Origin of the sequence: Ancylobacter vacuolatus, from assembly GCF_030813595.1 — a bacterium.
Lineage (GTDB): Bacteria > Pseudomonadota > Alphaproteobacteria > Rhizobiales > Xanthobacteraceae > Ancylobacter > Ancylobacter vacuolatus.
The window spans coordinates 1-18,094 of sequence record NZ_JAUSUH010000015.1 but is presented as its reverse complement, the minus strand read 5'-3'; the positions used below and the strand labels follow the sequence as shown (position 1 = coordinate 18,094).

Here is an 18,094-nt window from a genome sequence, read left to right as displayed (position 1 = left end):
TTTCGGGGGCCGACAGGATCGTCCGAACGCGCCGGACGGACCCACGGGTGCGTGAAACACCACGCGGGGCCGTTTCCAGCCCCGCGCTTGGCCGGGTGCATAGGCACAAAAGGGCGGAAGGTCAAGCTCCTGTCGCCATTCCGTCATCCCGGACGACCGAAGGCCGCGCCGGGATCACTCGTCGCGATGGAAAAGATCCGGGCTCTCCGCTTCGCTGCGGCCGGGATGACGCGATCAAATGGCTCACCGCCCGCCGCGCAGCGCCGCCAGCACGTCGAGGCTGGCATAGCCGTCCGGCTCCACGCCCATCTTGCGCTGGAAGTTGGCCACCGCCCGCATCGTCATGTTGCCGACCCGGCCATCGACGCCGCCGGTGTCGAATCCCGCGCGGGTCAGCCGGCGCTGCACGTCCTGAATCTCGGCCAAGGTCAGCGGGCGCTCGCCGCCGGGGAAGGGCGTGATGAAGGGATCGCCGCCCAGCACCCGGTCGCCGAGATGGCAGACGGCGAGGGCATAGTTCATCGAGGGGTTGTAGCTGCGCACGGCGTAGAAATTCTGCGTCAGCAGGAAGCACGGCCCTTCCGGCCCCACCGGCGCCCACAGGCGGGCCCGGGCCTTGGGCAGGTCGAACCGCCCGCCGCCGGCCGGCGTGACGCCGAGCTTGGCCCACTCCGCCACTGTGCGCCAGGCCTTGGCATCGGCGTATTTTTCCGGCACGCCCTCCATCCGCACCTCGAAGCCCCAGGGCAGGCCGCGCTGGTACTTGCCGCGCTTGATGAGATAGAGCGACGAGCCCGCCAGCGCGTCCGGCACGCTGTAGGGCGAGGGCGCGCCGTTGCCGTCATAGTCGACGCCGAGATTGAGCCAGACTTCCGGCATCCATTGCGTATGCCCCATCGCCCCGGCCCAGGAGCCGAGCATCTCGTCGGGGCTCGCCCAGCCGCGCTGCACGATGGCGAGGCCATTAATGAGCTCGGTTTCCCAATAGGAGCGACGGCGCGGCTCGCCCCAGGCAAGGGCGGCGAGCGCCGGGAATACCGGCTTCATGTGGTCGGGGTCGGTGACGAGCTCGCCGAAGGCGCTCTCCATGCCCCACAGGCCCAGCAGAACGTCCGGCTCGACGCCGAAATCCTTCTGCAGCCGCTTCATCAGCGCGGCGTTCTCCTTCGCCGCCGCCCGGCCGGTGATCAGCCGCCAGTCGGAAATGCGCCGGTTGAGATACTGCCAGAGCTGCTCGCGGAACTCCGGCTGGCCGCTGTCCTTGGCATAGACCGACAGGTCGGGCCGCAGCCCGCCCATCACCTGCTCATAGACCGAATCGGAAATGCCCTTGGCGCGGGCACGGGGCTGGAACGCCACCACCCACGCCTCGAATCGCTCCTTCGCCACCTGCGCGTCGGCGCCGCCACCGAGCGCGAGAGTGCCCACGCTCGCCGCCGCACCGAAAAGGAAGGCCCGGCGGCTTGAAGGCATCGCCGAATGAAGGGCGTGGAAGAGGTCGCGCGTCACGTCAAGGCTCCTGCCGTTGCGGCATGTTGGGCAGGGATCGCGGCGCGGGCAAGGCGCCCGTGCCAGTGGATCACGCCGGCGCCGGCGCGTCCATGACCAGGATCTCGCCCGCCCGTGCGCGACGCCCGACGATGCGCTCCACCATTTCCGCGTCGAGCAGCTTTCCGGTGGAGAACAGCCGCAGCGGCGCCGGGCTGGCGGCGAAGGCGACCGGGCCGATCAGCGAGGACAGGCGCCGGGCGATCGCCGGGGCGGGGTCGATCCAGCGCACCGGCCAGGGCGCCACCTTCTCCAGCCGGTCGCGCAGCAGCGGATAATGGGTACAGGCAAGCACCACCGTGTCGGTGCGCGCACGCCCCTCGCGCACGAAGGCGGGGGCGATCTCGGCGGCGATCTCCTCGTCGCTCACGCCTTCGCCACGCATCGCCGCCTCGGCCAGCGGTGCCAGGCGGGTGGAGCCGACCAGCGTGACGTGGCAATCACCGGCGAAGTCCTGGATCAGCTTCTGCGTGTAGTCGCGCCGCACCGTGCCGGGCGTGGCCAGCACGCTCACCTGCCGCGTCAGCGAGCTTTCACAGGCCGGCTTGATCGCCGGCACGGTGCCGACGAAGGGAATGGGAAAGCGCGCCCGGAGCGGCGGCAACACCAGCGTGGAGGCCGTGTGGCAGGCGATGACCACCGCATCGGGGGCGTGGCGGGCGATCAGATGCTCCATCACCGCCATCACCCGGGCGACGAGCGCGGTCTCGCTCAGCGCGCCATAGGGAAAGGCGGCATCGTCGGCGGCGTAGATGAAACGCGCGTCCGGCCGGGTGCGGGCGAGTTCGCGGAACACGGAGAGCCCGCCGAGCCCGGAATCGAACACCAATATGGTCGGCGCGCGCAGGGCGGCAGGTGTACGGACAGACGACACGGCGACAGCCCCGGTGGACGAAACGGGTGACGAGACGCCGTGCACGCCGGCAGCGGTTACAGGAGAAGCCTCGATACGCATCTGATGTCCTCCATCCCGGGCATCATTGTGGCGCATCTTGGTGAACGCTTCGTTGCAGCGGCCTCAGGCATCCGCCTCACCCTCGCCCGCCCCGCCCTCCTCGCGCCGCCCCTCCAGCCGGGCGGCCGTGCGCGCCTCGCGCAGCCCCCTGCCCTCCACCAGCGCCGCCACGATGCCGTGCAGCGTGGCCACATCCTGCCGCGTCAGCCCGACGCGGTGGAAAATGTTGCGGATGTTGCGGATGGTGACGGGCCGCTTGGTCGGCGAGCGGAAGAACAGCGCCGTGTCGAGTTCGCGCTCGAGATGGTCGAAGAAGGCCAGAAGGTCCGCCTTGTCGGCGATCTTGTAGCGGTCCGGCGGCTGGAAGGGCAGCGCGCCGCCCGAGGAAAGTTTGAACCATTCATAGGCCACCACCGCCACCGCCATGCCGAGATTGAGCGAGGCGAAGGCGGGATTGACCGGCAAAGTGAGGATGACGTCGGCGAGCGACACCTCTTCCGTATAGAGCCCGGTGCGCTCGCGCCCGAACACCAGCCCCACCTGCTCGCCCCCGGCCATGCGGCCCACCACCTCGCGCGCGACCTCACCGGCGCCGAGCACGGATTTCTGCATGCCGCGCTCGCGCGCCGTGGCGGCGACGACGAAATTAAGGTCAGCCAGAGCCGCGCGCAGATCGGGAAACACCTGCGCATTGTCGAGAATGCGGTCGGCGCCGGAGGCGAAGGTCACGGCCTTCGGGTTGGGCCAGCCCTCGCGCGGATTGACCAGGCGCAGCCGCGACAGGCCGAAATTGCCCATGGCCCGCACCGCCGAACCGATATTCTCGCCGAGCTGCGGCTCGACCAGAATCACCACCGGCCCGCCTTCCAGCCAGGGCTTCGTGCTGTCAGTGCCGGACATGGCGGTTTCTCCTGGTGGCGGCGGGTGTGCTCCTATAGCCGCCCGGATGACGGTTGCGAAGCGGCCCGGCCGCCAGGCCCGGGACGCGCAAGGCATACCAAATGCCAGAACTCCTTGGGGGAGAAGGCGCATTTGGCGCCGCTTTCTCCGCGATTTGGCCCGTTACCTGCTTCCCCTGTTGCGCCCCGCGCGGTATCACCCGCGCAGCCGGCGTCTGCCCGCGCGGACACGCGCCGCGACCCCTCCGACAACGATTTCCGTGCGAGGTGATATTTCATGGCGAAGATCAAGGTGGCGAATCCGGTCGTCGAGCTCGACGGCGACGAGATGACCCGGATCATCTGGCAGTACATCAAGGACAAGTTGATCCATCCCTATCTCGACGTGCCGCTCGAGTATTACGACCTCGGCGTCGAGAACCGCGACGCGACCGGCGACCAGGTCACCATCGACGCCGCTGAGGCCATCAAGCGCGTGGGCGTGGGCGTGAAGTGCGCCACCATCACCCCCGATGCCGGCCGCATGACCGAATACAACCTCAAGAAGATGTGGCGCTCGCCCAACGGCACCATCCGCAACATCCTCGGCGGGGTGATCTTCCGTGAGCCGATCATCTGCAAGAACGTGCCGCGTCTCGTGCCAGGCTGGACCAAGCCGATCATCGTCGGCCGCCACGCCTTTGGCGACCAGTACCGCGCCACCGATTTTCTCGTCCCCGGCAAGGGCACGCTGACGATCAAGTTCGTCGGCGACGACGGCCAGGTGATCGAGCATGAGGTCTATAAGTACCCGGGCGCCGGCGTGGCGCTGTCGATGTACAATATCGACGAATCCATCGCCGAATTCGCCCGCGCCTCGCTCAATTACGGGCTGATGCGGAAGTACCCGGTGTACCTGTCCACCAAGGACACCATCCTCAAGCAGTATGATGGCCGCTTCCGCCAGATCTTCCAGGAGATCTATGAGGCCGAGTTCAAGGCCGAGTTCGAGAAGCACAAGATCTGGTACGAGCACCGGCTGATCGACGATATGGTCGCCTCGGCGCTCAAATGGTCCGGCGGCTATGTCTGGGCCTGCAAGAACTATGATGGCGACGTGCAGTCCGACATCGTGGCGCAGGGCTTCGGCTCGCTCGGCCTGATGACCTCGGTGCTGATGACCCCGGACGGCAAAACGGTGGAAGCGGAAGCCGCGCACGGCACGGTGACGCGCCATTACCGCGAGCACCAGAAGGGCAAGGAGACCTCGACCAACTCCATCGCCTCGATCTTCGCCTGGACCCGCGGCCTCGCCCATCGCGCCAAGCTGGACGACAATGCCGAACTCGCCGCCTTCTGCGCCACGCTGGAGAAGGTGTGCATCGACACGGTCGAGAGCGGCTACATGACCAAGGACCTCGCCCTTCTCGTCGGCGCCGACCAGAAGTGGCTGTCCACGACCGGCTTCCTCGACAAGATCTCCGAGAATCTCGGCAAGGCGCTCGCCTGAGTCACCTCCCCGGGGCGTGACACGTCCCGGGGAGCTTCCCCGCTCGCCGGGACTGCCAAAGCTCGCAGCCTTTTTGGCGGCGCCCCCGGCCGATGAGATGAGCCAGATACCTCCGAGACATTACTCGCTTCCTGCGTCAGACCCGACCCACGGGATCGGACGGGAACATACAAAAATCGCCACCCAGATCTGCCGCGTTTTATTGCGTAGCGAAGGCCCGACAGCGTACAACGTTACCTGACTAAGCGCAGCCACGGGGCGAATCTGCTCTGCGGCACAAGCCGACAAACGGTGCGGGGGACGGGGTTTGGCTGGCTTATTGAAAGCACGCGCAGCGCGGCTGTATGCGGGTGTCGCTGCTCTGTCTGTGCTTGCGCAGGTCGCCACCCCGGGCGTGGCCCGCGCCGACAGCGTTACCGTTACCGATCAGACTGAGTTCTCTGCGGCGGTCGAGGCGGCCATCGCCACCGGCCAGCCGGACACCATCACTGCGCAAGGTGGATCCACCTTCATTTCAGGCGCGGACTGGACTCTTCCCGGCGCCGGGACCTCGCTGCAGCTCATCTTCAATACCTCGCCCTTCGTCATCGGCAACGCCGACGGCGACGCGGCCCTGACGCTGAACAGCACGTCGACCCTCACCCTCAACACGACCAGCGGCACGAGCGCCGGCCGCATCGAGATCGGCAATGGCGGCTTCGGCACGCTGAACATCTCCGGCGGCACGATCCAGGTAAATCTCGCGGACACCAGCACCGCGCCGGGAACGTCGATCGGCCGCATCTGGGTCGGCGGCGGCTCCACCAACACGACCGGCGGCAGCGGCACTGTCAACATGACGGACGGCGAGCTGCTCTATGTCGCCAATGCCGGCAGCCTGAACTATGGCGGCCTCGCCATCGGCCGCGGCACTGGCGTGACGGGTGTGTTCGACCAGTCCGGCGGCGAAGTGCGCTTCAGCAGCGTCGGCAGTCTGGATCTCGGCACGCAAGGCGGGACGGGCACCTACGCCTTGTCGGGCGACGCGGTCTTCGATGCCGCCTCCGGCGGCATGACCGCCTATATCGGCTCGCGCACATCAGGCGCGGGGGGAAGCGGAACCGCCGCCAGCGGCACGCTGACAATCTCCGACAGCGCCACCTTCTCGATGACGACCGGCAGCTTCACCGGCGGCCAGCTCTATGTCGGCGATTCCAAGGGCGTCGGCGTCATCACCCAGGACGGCGCCGGTTCCTCCGTTACCCTGGCGCTTGAGAATCCCATCATTTTCGGCAGCGATGTCAGCGGTGATGGCACCGGCGGCACCGGCACCTACAACCTCTCCGCCGGCACGCTCTCGGTGCAGCATGCGGGTGGCTCGCCGCAGCTGATCTTCGGCGCCGCATCGGGGGGCACGGGCACCTTCAATATCTCGGGCGGGTCCGCGACTGTGGCGACCACGCTCATTCTCGCCAGCGCCTCGGGATCGACCGGCACGGTCAACCTGACCGGCGGCACGCTCACCCTTTCGGGCAGCAGCTACCTCTCCTTCGGTTCGGGCACCGGCACCTTCAACCTCGATGGCGGCACCTTCTCCGTCGGCGGCACCAACGGCATAAGGGGAACCGGCGCGTTCAATTTCGGCAGCGGCACGCTGCTCGTCAGCTCGACGCTGACCACGTCGAACGCGATGACGCTGAAGACGGGCGCGACGGCGACCGTCAACACCAATGGCAACAGCGCCACGCTTTCCGGCGTGCTGTCGGGCGACGGCGGGCTGGCGAAGACCGGCGCCGGCACCCTCACCCTGTCGGGCACCAACACCTATACCGGCGGCACCACGGTCTCGGCCGGCACGTTGGAGATCGGCTCTAACAGCGCGCTCGGCACTGGCATGGCGACCGTGACGGCAGCCGCCACGCTGGCGTTCGGCGGCAACGCCACCAGTGTGTCCAATGCGCTTGTGGTGAACACCGGCGCCACCGCCACGCTCAACGTGGCCTCCGGCTCGACGACGCTCAGCGGCGCCATTTCCGGCACGGGAGCCGTGACGAAATCCGGCGCTGGCACGCTCACCCTCACCGGCACCAACACCTCCGCCGGCACCCTGACGGTCGCCGCCGGCACCCTCACCGCCGGGGCGGCGGGCGCGCTGTCGAGCAGCGCGGCGGTCAGCCTCTCCGACGGCGCGACGCTGAACCTCACCGCCAGCCAGACCATCGCCGGGCTGTCCGGCAGCGGCACGGTGACCACCAACACCAACAACCTGACCGTCAACACCGCCACCGACAGCACCTTCAGCGGCACCATCACCAATAGCGGCTTCGGCTGGAACTCCTCCTACGGCACCTTCACCAAGGCGGGCAGCGGCACGCTGACCTTGTCCAACGCCACCATCACCGGCGGCGAGAGCTATATCCAGGGCGGCGCGGTCTCCGTCACCAGCGGCACGACCGCTATCGACTATCTCGCGGTCGGCACCGGCACCAGTTCGGGCACGCCGAACACCGGCTCGCTCCTCGTCTCCGGCGGCACGCTCAATATCGGCACCGCGCTGCAGGTTGGCGACTGGGGCGGCACCGGCACGGTGAACCAGACCGGCGGCATCGTGAACGTCGCGGCGACCTGCGGCGACCTCTCCCGATGCGCCAGCCTCAACATCGGCAACCAGGGCGGCACCGGCACCTACACCATCTCCGCCGGCACGCTCAATCTCGTCGGCGGCCTCCACAATCTCGGCCGCAGCACCGGCACCCGCGCCGCCAGCGCCGGCACGCTCAACATCAGCGGCACCGGCACCGTCGTCGTGCAGACGAGTGTCGTCGGGGCGAGCCTGGTGCTCGGCAACCGCGCGGACGGTGCCACCAATAACGGCACCGGTACCATCAACCAGACCGGCGGCACGCTGACGATCTCGCAGGATTCGCACCTCTATCTCTCGGCCTACGGCGCCGGCCGCTACGACCTGCTGGGCGGCACGCTGCAGGTGGGCGGCAGCGACGGGCTGGTCGGGAACTATACCGGCGGCAGCGGCACCTATGCGTTCAACCTTGGCGGCGGTACGATCCAGGTCATCGGATCGAACCTCGTCACCTCGGTGAAAGCGACGCTGGTCGCCGACACGACCAGCACCATCGACACCAACGGGCTCAATGCCACCTGGTCCGGCGTCCTTTCCGGCACCGGCGCGCTGACCAAAACCGGCGCTGGCACCCTCACCCTGTCCGGCACCAACACCTATAGCGGCGACACCACCCTCGCCGCCGGCACGCTGTCGATCGGCGCCGACGCCAATCTCGGCAATGCGGGGCAGGCGCTGATCTTCACCGGCGGCACGCTCGCCACCACGAACAGCTTCACCTCGGGCCGCCGCGCCGAATTTACCGCCGATGGCATCTTCACCCCGAAGGTCGGGACGACGCTCACCCTCACCGGCTCTCTGGAGGGCAGCGGCGCGCTCGTGATGGCTGGGGCCGGCACGCTGGTTCTCACCGAAGACAACACCTATGAAGGCGGCACCGTGCTGGCCGCCGGCACGCTGCAGGTGTCCAGCGAAGACAAGCTGGGTTATGGCGGCCTGACCTTCGACGGCGGCACACTCAAGACCTCCGCCACCTTCGCCTCAGAACGCAGCGTCACGCTCACCAGCGCCGGCACCATCAGCACCGACGCCTCCACCACGCTCACCCTGTCGGGCACCATCTCCGGCGACGGATCGCTCACCAAATCAGGCGCCGGCACGCTGGTGCTCTCCGGCAGCAACACCTACACTGGCGGCACCACCCTCTCCGCCGGCACGCTGCAAATCTCGGCCGATACCAATCTGGGTGGCGCGGCCGGCGGGCTGACCTTTGCCGGGGGCACGCTGAGCACGACGGGCAGCTTCAGCTCCGCCCGCACCGTCGCGTTGACCAGCAGCGCAACCATCGTCACGGCTGACGCCACCGCGCTCACCCTGTCGGGCGTCATCTCCGGCACGGGCTCGCTCACCAAGGCCGGCGCCGGCACGCTCGTCCTCACGGGCAGCAATGCGTATACCGGCGGCACCACCGTCTCCGCCGGCACGCTGCAGGTGTCGGCGGATGCCAATCTCGGTGGCACCGGCGCGCTCACGCTCTCCGGCGGCACGCTGGCAACGACGGGCACCTTCAGCTCCACCCGCAACGTCACCCTCACCGGCACCGGCACGATCAACACCGCCACCGGTATGACGCTCACCCTTTCCGGGGTGGTCTCCAGCGGCGCGCTGGTGAAGTCCGGCGCCGGCACGCTCATTCTGACCGGCACCAACACCTATACCGGCGGCACCTCGGTTTCGGCCGGCACGCTGGAGATCGGCTCCAACAGCGCGCTCGGCACCGGCACCGCGACCGTCACGGCAGACGCTACGCTGGCCTTCAACAGCAGCGCCACCAGCGTGTCGAATGCGCTTGCCGTGAACACCGGCGTCACCGCCACGCTCGATGTGGCCTCCGGGTCGACGACGCTGAGCGGCGCCATTTCCGGCACGGGAGCCCTGACGAAATCCGGCGCGGGCACGCTCACCCTCACCGGCACCAACACCTCAGCCGGCCCCCTGACGGTCGCCGCTGGCACCCTCAGCGCCGGCTCGACCGGCGCGCTGTCCACCAGCACCGCGCTGACCGTGGCGAGCGGGGCGACCTTCACCCTCAACGCCGCGCAGCTCCTCATCGGCTCGCTCGCCGGCGCCGGCAATGTCACGACCGGAACGAACGCGCTCATCGCCGGCCTCGACAATACCAACACCAGCTTCTCCGGCACGCTTACCAACTCCGGCACCGCCTATGGCGGCGGCGCCGCCGGCACCTTCTCCAAGGCCGGCACCGGCACGCTGACAATCGACGGGGCGACCATCGCCGGTGGCGAAGCCTATGTGTTCGGTGGCACTGTCGCCGTCACCAGCGGCACGGCGAGCGTCGACTATTTCTCCGTTGGAACGTCCACCACCTCCGGCACGCCGAACACCGGCACGCTGGCCATCTCCGGCGGCACGCTCAATGTCGGCGTCGGGCTGCAGATCGGCGACTGGGGCGGCACGGGAACGGTCAACCAGACCGGCGGCACGCTCAACATCGCCGCCACCTGCGGCGAGAGCGCCAATTGCGCCTCGATCAATATCGGCAATCAGGGCGGCACCGGCACCTACAACATCAGCGCCGGCACGCTCAGCATCCAGGGCGGGCTCAACAATATCGGCCGCAACTCGGGCTCCAACCCGGCGGGCAGCGGCACGCTGAACATTAGCGGCACCGGCACGGTCGAACTGAGCACCGGCGTGTCCGGCGGGGGCACGCTGATCCTCGGCAATCGCGAGCCGGGCGCCACCAATGGCCAGAGCACCGGCACCATCACGCAGACCGGCGGCACCTTCCGCCTGCGCTCTGGAACGACCCTCTACCTGTCCTCCTACGGCAACGGCCGCTACGACCTGAATGGCGGCGTGTTCGAGCTGGGCGGCGACCTGCGGACGCGGTTCGGCGCCAGCAGCCCCACCGGCACCTACGCCTTCAATCTTGGCGGCGGCTCGATCCGGATCATCGACAACGCCATCACCACGGCGGTGAACGCGACGCTGGTCAATGGCGTCAACACGAGCATCGACACCAACGGCTTCGGCGCCACCTGGTCCGGCATCCTCTCCGGCGACGGCGGCATCGCCAAGAGCGGCTTGGGCACGCTGACCCTCTCAGGCGCGAACACCTTTACCGGCGGCATCTCGGTCACTGCGGGCACGCTGTCGATCGGCGCCGATGCCAATCTCGGCGATGCGGCCGGCGCGCTGACGCTTTCCGGCGGCACCCTCGCTTCCACCAGCTCCTTCACCAGCGCCCGCACGATCCATCTCGGCGCGGATGGCGGCACTTTCTTTAGCACGGGCGCGGTCACCCTCACCCTATCAGGCACGCTGGACGGCACCGGCACGCTCACCAAGATCGGCGGCGGCACGCTGGTGCTCGCGGGCACCAATTCCTATACCGGCGCCACCACGGTCTCCGCTGGCACCCTGCAGATCGCGACGACGAACTTCTCGGCGAACATCCTCAACAACGGCACCGTCGCCATTTCGCAGACGACGGACGGCACTTATGCGGGCGTGATTTCCGGCACCGGCGCTCTGACCAAGCTTGGCTCCGGCGTGGTGACCCTCACCGGCACCAACACCTATGAGGGCGGCACCACCATTTCCGCCGGAACGCTGCAGATCGGCAATGGGGGCGCGGCGGGCAGCATCACCGGAAACATCACCGACAATGCGGCCCTGATCTTCAATCGCTCGGACGACGTTACCTACAGCGGCGACATTTCGGGGACTGGCACCCTCACCCAGGCCGGCACCGGCACGCTCATCCTGTCGGGCACCAATACCTATTCCGGCGGAACCACCATTTCCTCTGGCACCGTCGAGATCGCGGCCAATGCCGGACTCGGCAGCGGGGCACTGACCCTCGCGGGTGGCACCCTCTCCACCACCGACACGTTCACGTCCAGCCGAAATGTGAGCCTGTCCAGCAGCTCCAGCATTTCCGTCGCCACCGGCACGACGCTGACGCTCAGCGGCATTGTTTCCAGCACGGGCGGGCTCACGGTGAACGGGGCTGGCACCCTCGTCCTCTCGGGCACCAACACCTATAGCGGCGGAACGACCGTTTCCACCGGGACCCTGCAGATCGGCGCCGGCAGCACCACCGGCGTCGTCGCGGGCGATATCGTCAATAACAGCGCGCTGGTGTTCAACCGGTCCAACGCCATCACCTATGCCAGCATCATCTCGGGCTCCGGCTCGGTGACGCAAGCAGGCACTGGCACCCTCACCTTGTCGGGGTCGAACACGTTCACCGGAGGCCTGTTCGTCTCCGCCGGCACGGTTTCGGTGGCATCGAACGCGTATTTGGGGGACAGCGCCGGATCGGTCACCCTCTCCGGCGGCGGCATCCTGTCGGTCAGTTCCGCCTTCTCCAGCGACCGCACCTTCCACCTCGGCACGGGGGGCGGCACAATCTTCGCCGACTCCACCAGCAACCTCACCTTGACGGGGACGGTGGACGGCAGCGGCGGGCTGACGAAGACCGGGACCGCTACCCTCACCCTTTCCGGCACCACGTCCCATACCGGAGCGACAACGGTTTCCGGCGGCACCCTCCAGATCAACACGGCGAGCTTCTCCTCCGACATCGTCAACAACGCCACAGTCGCCTTCGGTTCAGACCTCACCTATGCCGGCACGATCTCCGGGACGGGGAAAGTCACGAAGAACGGCACGGGCACGCTCATCCTGAGCGGCACAAACACCTATTCAGGCGGCACGACCATCTCCGCAGGCACCTTGGAGGTTGCCAGCGATACGGCCCTCGGCAGCGGGACACTGACCCTGGGTGGTGGCACCCTGTCCACCACCGGCACCTTCACTTTCAGCCCGAATGTGACCCTTACCAGCAGTTCCTCTGTGTCCGTCGCCACCGGCACCACGCTGACGCTGAGCGGCATCGTCTCCGGGAGCAGCTTCGGACTGACGGCGAACGGAGCCGGCACGCTCCTCCTCTCCGGCATCAATACGTATACCGGCGGCACCACCATCGCGTCCGGCACGGTCCAGATCGCAGCGGACCGCGGCCTTGGAGTGACAAACGGGACCGTCACGCTTGCGGGGGGGACACTGGCGGTCACAGGAACCTTCACCAATTCGCGCGTCACCACGCTGTCCGGGAGCGGCGGCACAATCGCGCCGGCAGATGGCGCGACCCTGACCTGGAACGGAAAGATCAGCGGGGGCGGCGCGCTGACCATAGCGGGAGCCGGGACCTTGGTTCTCGGCGGGGCCAATGACTATACCGGCGGCACGACCCTCAATTCCGGCACCGTGAGCATCAATGCCGACACCCGTCTCGGCAACACGAGCGGCGCCCTGACCATGGCGGGCGGCACGCTGGCCACGACCGGGTCTTTTACGATCGCGCGCGCCATCTCCCTCACCGGCGCCGCGACCATCAGTCCTTCAGGGACGACAACCATTTCGAGCGGGATCACCGGCTCGGGCGGACTTACCAAGAGTGGCGCCGGCACCCTGGTTCTCACGGGTGCCAACTCCTATTCCGGCGGTACGACTATATCGTCAGGCTCGCTGCAGATCGGGAATGCCGGAACGACCGGCAGCATCACCGGCGACGTCACAAACAATGCGACGCTCACCTTCTCCCGCAGCGATAACCTCACCTTCGGCGGCAAGATATCCGGCACCGGCGCCGTCTCGAAGGTGAGCAGCGGCACCCTCACGCTGTCCGGGACCAACACCTATAGCGGTGGCACGACCGTCTCGGGTGGAACCCTGCAGGTGTCCGCGGACGCCAATCTCGGCGACACCTCAGGAAGCCTCACCATTACCGGGTCCAGCAGCAGCTTCGTCACCACCACAAGCTTCAGTTCCGGCCGGGCCGTGATCCTCGGCAACGGCTTCATCAAGCCCGACAACGGTACCACGCTCACCCTGTCCGGGGAGCTCTCCGGTACCCTTCTCAGAATGTCCGGCGGTGGCACGCTCGTCCTCACCGGGACCAACACGTATACGGGAACCACCAGCATAAGCGGCGGCACGCTTCAGGTGTCGGCCGACGCCAACCTCGGTGCCGGCACCCAGATCTCGTTCACGACCGGCACGCTGGCGACCACCGGAACGTTCTCGTCCACCCGGACTGTGTCCTTGAACGGCACCGCCACCTTCGCCCCGTCCACCGGCACCCTGCTCACCCTCGCAGGTATCATCTCCGGCGGCGGCGGGCTGACGCAGAGCGGCACGGGGACGCTCGTTCTCTCTGGCGCCAACACCTATAGCGGTGGGACCACGGTTTCCGCCGGGACGTTGCAGGTCTCCACCGACAGCAATCTGGGCGATAGCACAAAGTCACTGACCCTGTCGGGCGGCACGCTGGCGACAACGGCGGACATGACGTCGGCGCGGTCGATCGTGCTGAGTTCGGCCGGGACGATTTCTCCCTCGACCGGCACGACGCTGACGCTTTCGGGTGTTGTTTCGGGGGTTGGGGGAAGCCTGACGAAGGCGGGCAGCGGGACGCTGGTTCTGTCGGGGACCAACACCTATAGCGGCGGCACCACCGTCTCCGCCGGCACGCTGCAGGTGTCCGCCGCCGCCAATCTCGGGACCGGCGGGCTGACGCTGGCCGGCGGCACGCTGGCTACCACGGCCTCCGTGACCTACAGCTCGGGCGTTTCGCTCTCCGCCAACAGCGCGGTCACCCCATCCCTCGGCACCGTGCTCACGCTTTCCGGCATTGTCTCCGGCACCGGCAGCCTGAACATGGCGGGCGCGGGGACGCTGGTTCTTGCCGGCAACAACACCTATTCCGGCGGCACGATCCTCTCGGGCGGCCTCCTGCAGATTTCGGACGACGCCAATCTGGGCGGCAGCACCGGCGGCCTGACCCTCGACGGCGGCGCGCTTGCCGTCATCGCGGACATCACCTCCGCCCGCACGGTCTCGGTGACCGGCAACAGCGCCATCAATGTTGACCTCGGCCGCACCCTGACCCTCACCGGCGCCATTTCCGGCAGCGGCTCCTATACCACGATCGGCGATGGCACACTGATCCTCGCGGGCGAGGACAGCCATAGCGGCGGCACCACCATCTCGGCCGGCACGCTGCAGGTGGGCGATGGCGGCACATCCGGCAGCCTCGCCGGAGACGTGAGCGTGGACACGGCGCTGGTCTTCAACCGCTCCGATGCCATCACCTTCACGGGCGAGATTTCCGGCCAGGGCACCCTCACCCAGGCCGGCACCGGCACGCTGACGCTGACCGGCGCAAGCAGCCATGGCGGCGGCACCACCATCTCGGCCGGCACGCTGCAGATCGGCAATGGCGGCAGCACCGGCGCCATCACCGGCGATGTGACCAATGACGGCGCCCTCGTCTTCAATCGCTCCGACGACGTAACCTTCGACGGCACCATCTCCGGCTCCGGCTCGGTGACCCAGGCGGGATCGGGCACGCTGACGCTCACCGCCGACAACCTCTATGCGGGCGGCACGCTCATTTCCGCCGGCACGCTCAAGGTCGCCTCGGACGCCAAGCTCGGCGACGCAGCTGGCGGGCTGACCCTTTCCGGCGGGGGCACCCTGGCCGCTTCCGACAGCTTCTCCTCGGACCGCGCCATCGCCCTCACTGGCAACGGCGCCTTCGCGCCCGACGGCATCGCGACACTGACGCTCAACGGCGTCATCTCCGGCACAGGGGCGCTGACCCTCTCCGGCGATGGCATCCTGGCCCTGACGGCCGCCAACACCTATACGGGCGGCACCATCCTCGCCGCCGGCACACTGCAGATCGCGTCCGACACCGCGCTGGGCGGCCCCCTTGGCGGCCTGCCGGGCGGCGCCCTGGGGAGCCTCACCCTCTCCGGCGGCACGCTCCAGACCACGGAGACCATCACCTCGGAGCGCGCGGTCACGCTGACCGGCACCGGCACCTTCGCCCCGGACAGCGGCACCACCCTGACACTGTCCGGCATCGTGTCCGGCACCGGCGCGCTGCTCCAGGCGGGCGCGGGCACGCTGGTGCTCGCCGACACCAACACCTATTCGGGCGGCACCAGCGTCCAAGCCGGCACCTTGCAGATCCAGGCGGATGGCGCACTGGGTGACGCCTCCAAGTCGCTCTCCCTGTCGGGCGGCGCGCTGGCGACCACGGCGTCGTTCGCCTCTAGCCGCGCGATCAACATTGGCCCCGGCGGGGGCACCATCGCGCCGTCGAGCGGCACCACCCTGACCCTCAACGGCGTGGTATCGGGCAATCTCGGCGCTCTGACCAAATCAGGCGCGGGCACCTTGGTGCTGTCAGGCACCAACACCTATCAGAACGGCACCACCATCTCCGCCGGAACGCTGCAGATCGGTGCCGGGGGCACGTCCGGCCGCATCCTCGGCAATGTGGTGAACAATGCCACGCTCGCCTTCAACCGCTCCGATGCTGTCACCTTCTCCAACGTGATCTCCGGTTCCGGCGCGGTGACGCAGGCCGGCGCGGGCACGCTGACCCTCTCCGGCACCAACACCTATGCGGGCGGCACAACGGTTTCGGCGGGCACGCTGAGCGTGGCGGCCAACGCCAATCTGGGCGACTCCTCGGGTGGGCTCGCGCTCTCCGGCGGCACGTTGGCGACGACCGCGACCTTCAGCTCCGCCCGTGCCGTCACCCTCACCGGCACCGGCACCTTCGCCCCCGCGACCGGCACCAACCTGACCCTGTCGGGCGTCGTGTCCGGCACGGGCGCGCTCACCATGGCCGGCGCCGGAACGCTCGTCCTGTCCGGCACCAACACGTATGAGGGCGGCACCACCGTCTCCGCCGGCACGCTGCAGATCTCGGCCGATGCCAATCTGGGCAATGCCGCGGGCAGCCTCGCTTTGGCCGACGCGGCGCTCAACACCACCAACAACACGTTCACCTCCGCCCGCGCGGTGTCGCTGTCGGGCAGCAATACGATCTTCACGACAGGGGCTGGAAAGCTCACCCTCAGCGGCACGGTGTCGGGCACGGGATCGCTCACCAAGGCCTCGGCCGGCACGCTGGTGCTCAGCGGCACCAACACCTATAGCGGCGGCACGACGCTCAGAGCCGGCATCCTGCAGGTGTCCGCCGACGCCAATCTGGGCGGCCCGCTCGGCGGCATACCGGGCGGGGCGCTCGGGAGCCTCACCCTCGATGGCGGCACGCTGGCCACCACCGCCACCTTCGCCTCGGCCCGGGCGCTCGCCTTCACCTCCAGCGGCACCTTCCAGGTGGCGGGCAGCACCACCCTGACCCTGACCGGCGCCATCACCGGCCTCGGCGTCATCCAGAAGACCGGCACCGGCACCCTCATCCTCGCCGGCACCAATACCGAGAATGACGGCGGCGCCATCATCTCCGCCGGCACGCTGCAGATCGGCAATGGCGGCACCTCGGGCGTGCTGCTGGGCGATGTCGGCAATAACGGCGCTGTCGTCTTCAACCGCTCCGACGACGCCTCCTACTCGGGTTCCATGGATGGGTCCGGCTCGCTCACCCAGGCGGGCACCGGCACACTGACGCTCGGCTTTGCGGGCAATTCCTATACCGGCGGCACCTTCGTCACCGCCGGCACGCTCGAGGTGGCCGCGGACGGCGCCTTGGGCGATACCTCCGGCGGGCTGACGCTGGCCGGCGGCACGCTGGCGACGACCGCGAGCTTCACCTCGGCCCGCGAGGTCACCCTCACCGGCGCCGGCACCTTCAGCACCGCCACCGACACCAGCCTGACGCTGAGCGGCATCGTCTCCGGCTCCGGCAGCCTCACCAAATCAGGCGCCGGCACGCTGATCCTCTCCGGCAGCAACACCTATCAGGGCGGCACGACGATCTCCGCCGGCACGCTGCAGGTCGGCACCGACGCCGCCCTCGGCGATGAAGATGGCGGGCTGACGCTGGCCGGCGGCATGCTGGCGACGACCGCCAGCTTCACCTCGGCCCGCGAGGTCACCCTCACCGGCGCCGGCACCTTCAGCACCGCGACCGACACCACGCTGGCGCTGAGCGGCATCGTCTCCGGCACTGGCGCGCTGACCAAGTCGGGCGCCGGCACGCTGATCCTCTCCGGCAGCAACACCTATCAGGGCGGCACGACGATCTCCGCCGGCACGTTGCAGGTCGGCACCGACGCCGCCCTCGGCGACGCCTCGGGCGGGCTGACGCTGGCCGGCGGCACGTTGGCGACGACCGCCAGCTTCACCTCCGCCCGCGACGTCACCCTCACCGGCGCCGGCACCTTCAGCACCGCCACCGACACCAGCCTGACGCTGAGCGGCGTCGTCTCCGGCACGGGCAGCCTCACCAAGTCAGGCGCCGGCACGCTGGTGCTGTCTGGCACCAACACCTATCAGGGCGGCACGACGATCTCCGCCGGCACGCTCGCGGTTTCCGCAGACAGCGCGCTCGGCGACGTAGATGGCGGGCTGACGCTGGCCGGCGGCACGTTGGCGACGACCGCCAGCTTCACCTCGACCCGTGCAGTGACCCTCACCGGCACCGGCACCTTCAGCACCGCGACCGACACCACGCTCACCCTCTCCGGCGTCGTCTCCGGCACAGGCGCGCTGACCAAATCAGGCGCCGGCACGCTGATCCTCTCCGGCAGCAACACCTATCAGGGCGGCACGACGATCTCCGCCGGCAC

5 protein-coding genes are annotated in these 18,094 nt (G+C 68.4%); 2 read left to right on the top strand and 3 right to left on the bottom strand.

What is annotated here, in order from left to right:
* Nucleotides 1–243: 243 nt before the first annotated feature.
* The 3 genes from J2S76_RS22380 to J2S76_RS22370 form a co-directional block, all read right to left on the bottom strand.
* The gene (locus tag J2S76_RS22380; RefSeq protein ID WP_307064250.1) at nucleotides 244–1,509 is read right to left on the bottom strand and encodes a lytic murein transglycosylase; all 1,266 of its coding nucleotides are present in this window, start codon (nucleotides 1,507–1,509) and stop codon (nucleotides 244–246) included.
* Between the two features lie 70 nt (nucleotides 1,510–1,579).
* Complete coding sequence (gene murI / locus J2S76_RS22375) at nucleotides 1,580–2,422, bottom strand: glutamate racemase (protein ID WP_307064248.1); 843 nt, start codon at nucleotides 2,420–2,422, stop codon at nucleotides 1,580–1,582.
* A gap of 144 nt (nucleotides 2,423–2,566) precedes the next feature.
* The gene (locus J2S76_RS22370; RefSeq protein ID WP_307064246.1) at nucleotides 2,567–3,403 is read right to left on the bottom strand and encodes an RNA methyltransferase; all 837 of its coding nucleotides are present in this window, start codon (nucleotides 3,401–3,403) and stop codon (nucleotides 2,567–2,569) included.
* 276 nt (nucleotides 3,404–3,679) lie between these two features.
* On the opposite strand from J2S76_RS22370, the gene J2S76_RS22365 reads away from it, so the two are divergent.
* Nucleotides 3,680–4,891, top strand: coding sequence for an NADP-dependent isocitrate dehydrogenase (locus J2S76_RS22365; protein ID WP_307064244.1), 1,212 nt, complete (start codon nucleotides 3,680–3,682; stop codon nucleotides 4,889–4,891).
* A gap of 367 nt (nucleotides 4,892–5,258) precedes the next feature.
* Nucleotides 5,259–18,094, top strand: a 12,836-nt coding sequence (locus tag J2S76_RS22360; RefSeq protein ID WP_307064242.1) for an autotransporter-associated beta strand repeat-containing protein, incomplete at its 3' end; no start/stop codon positions are given.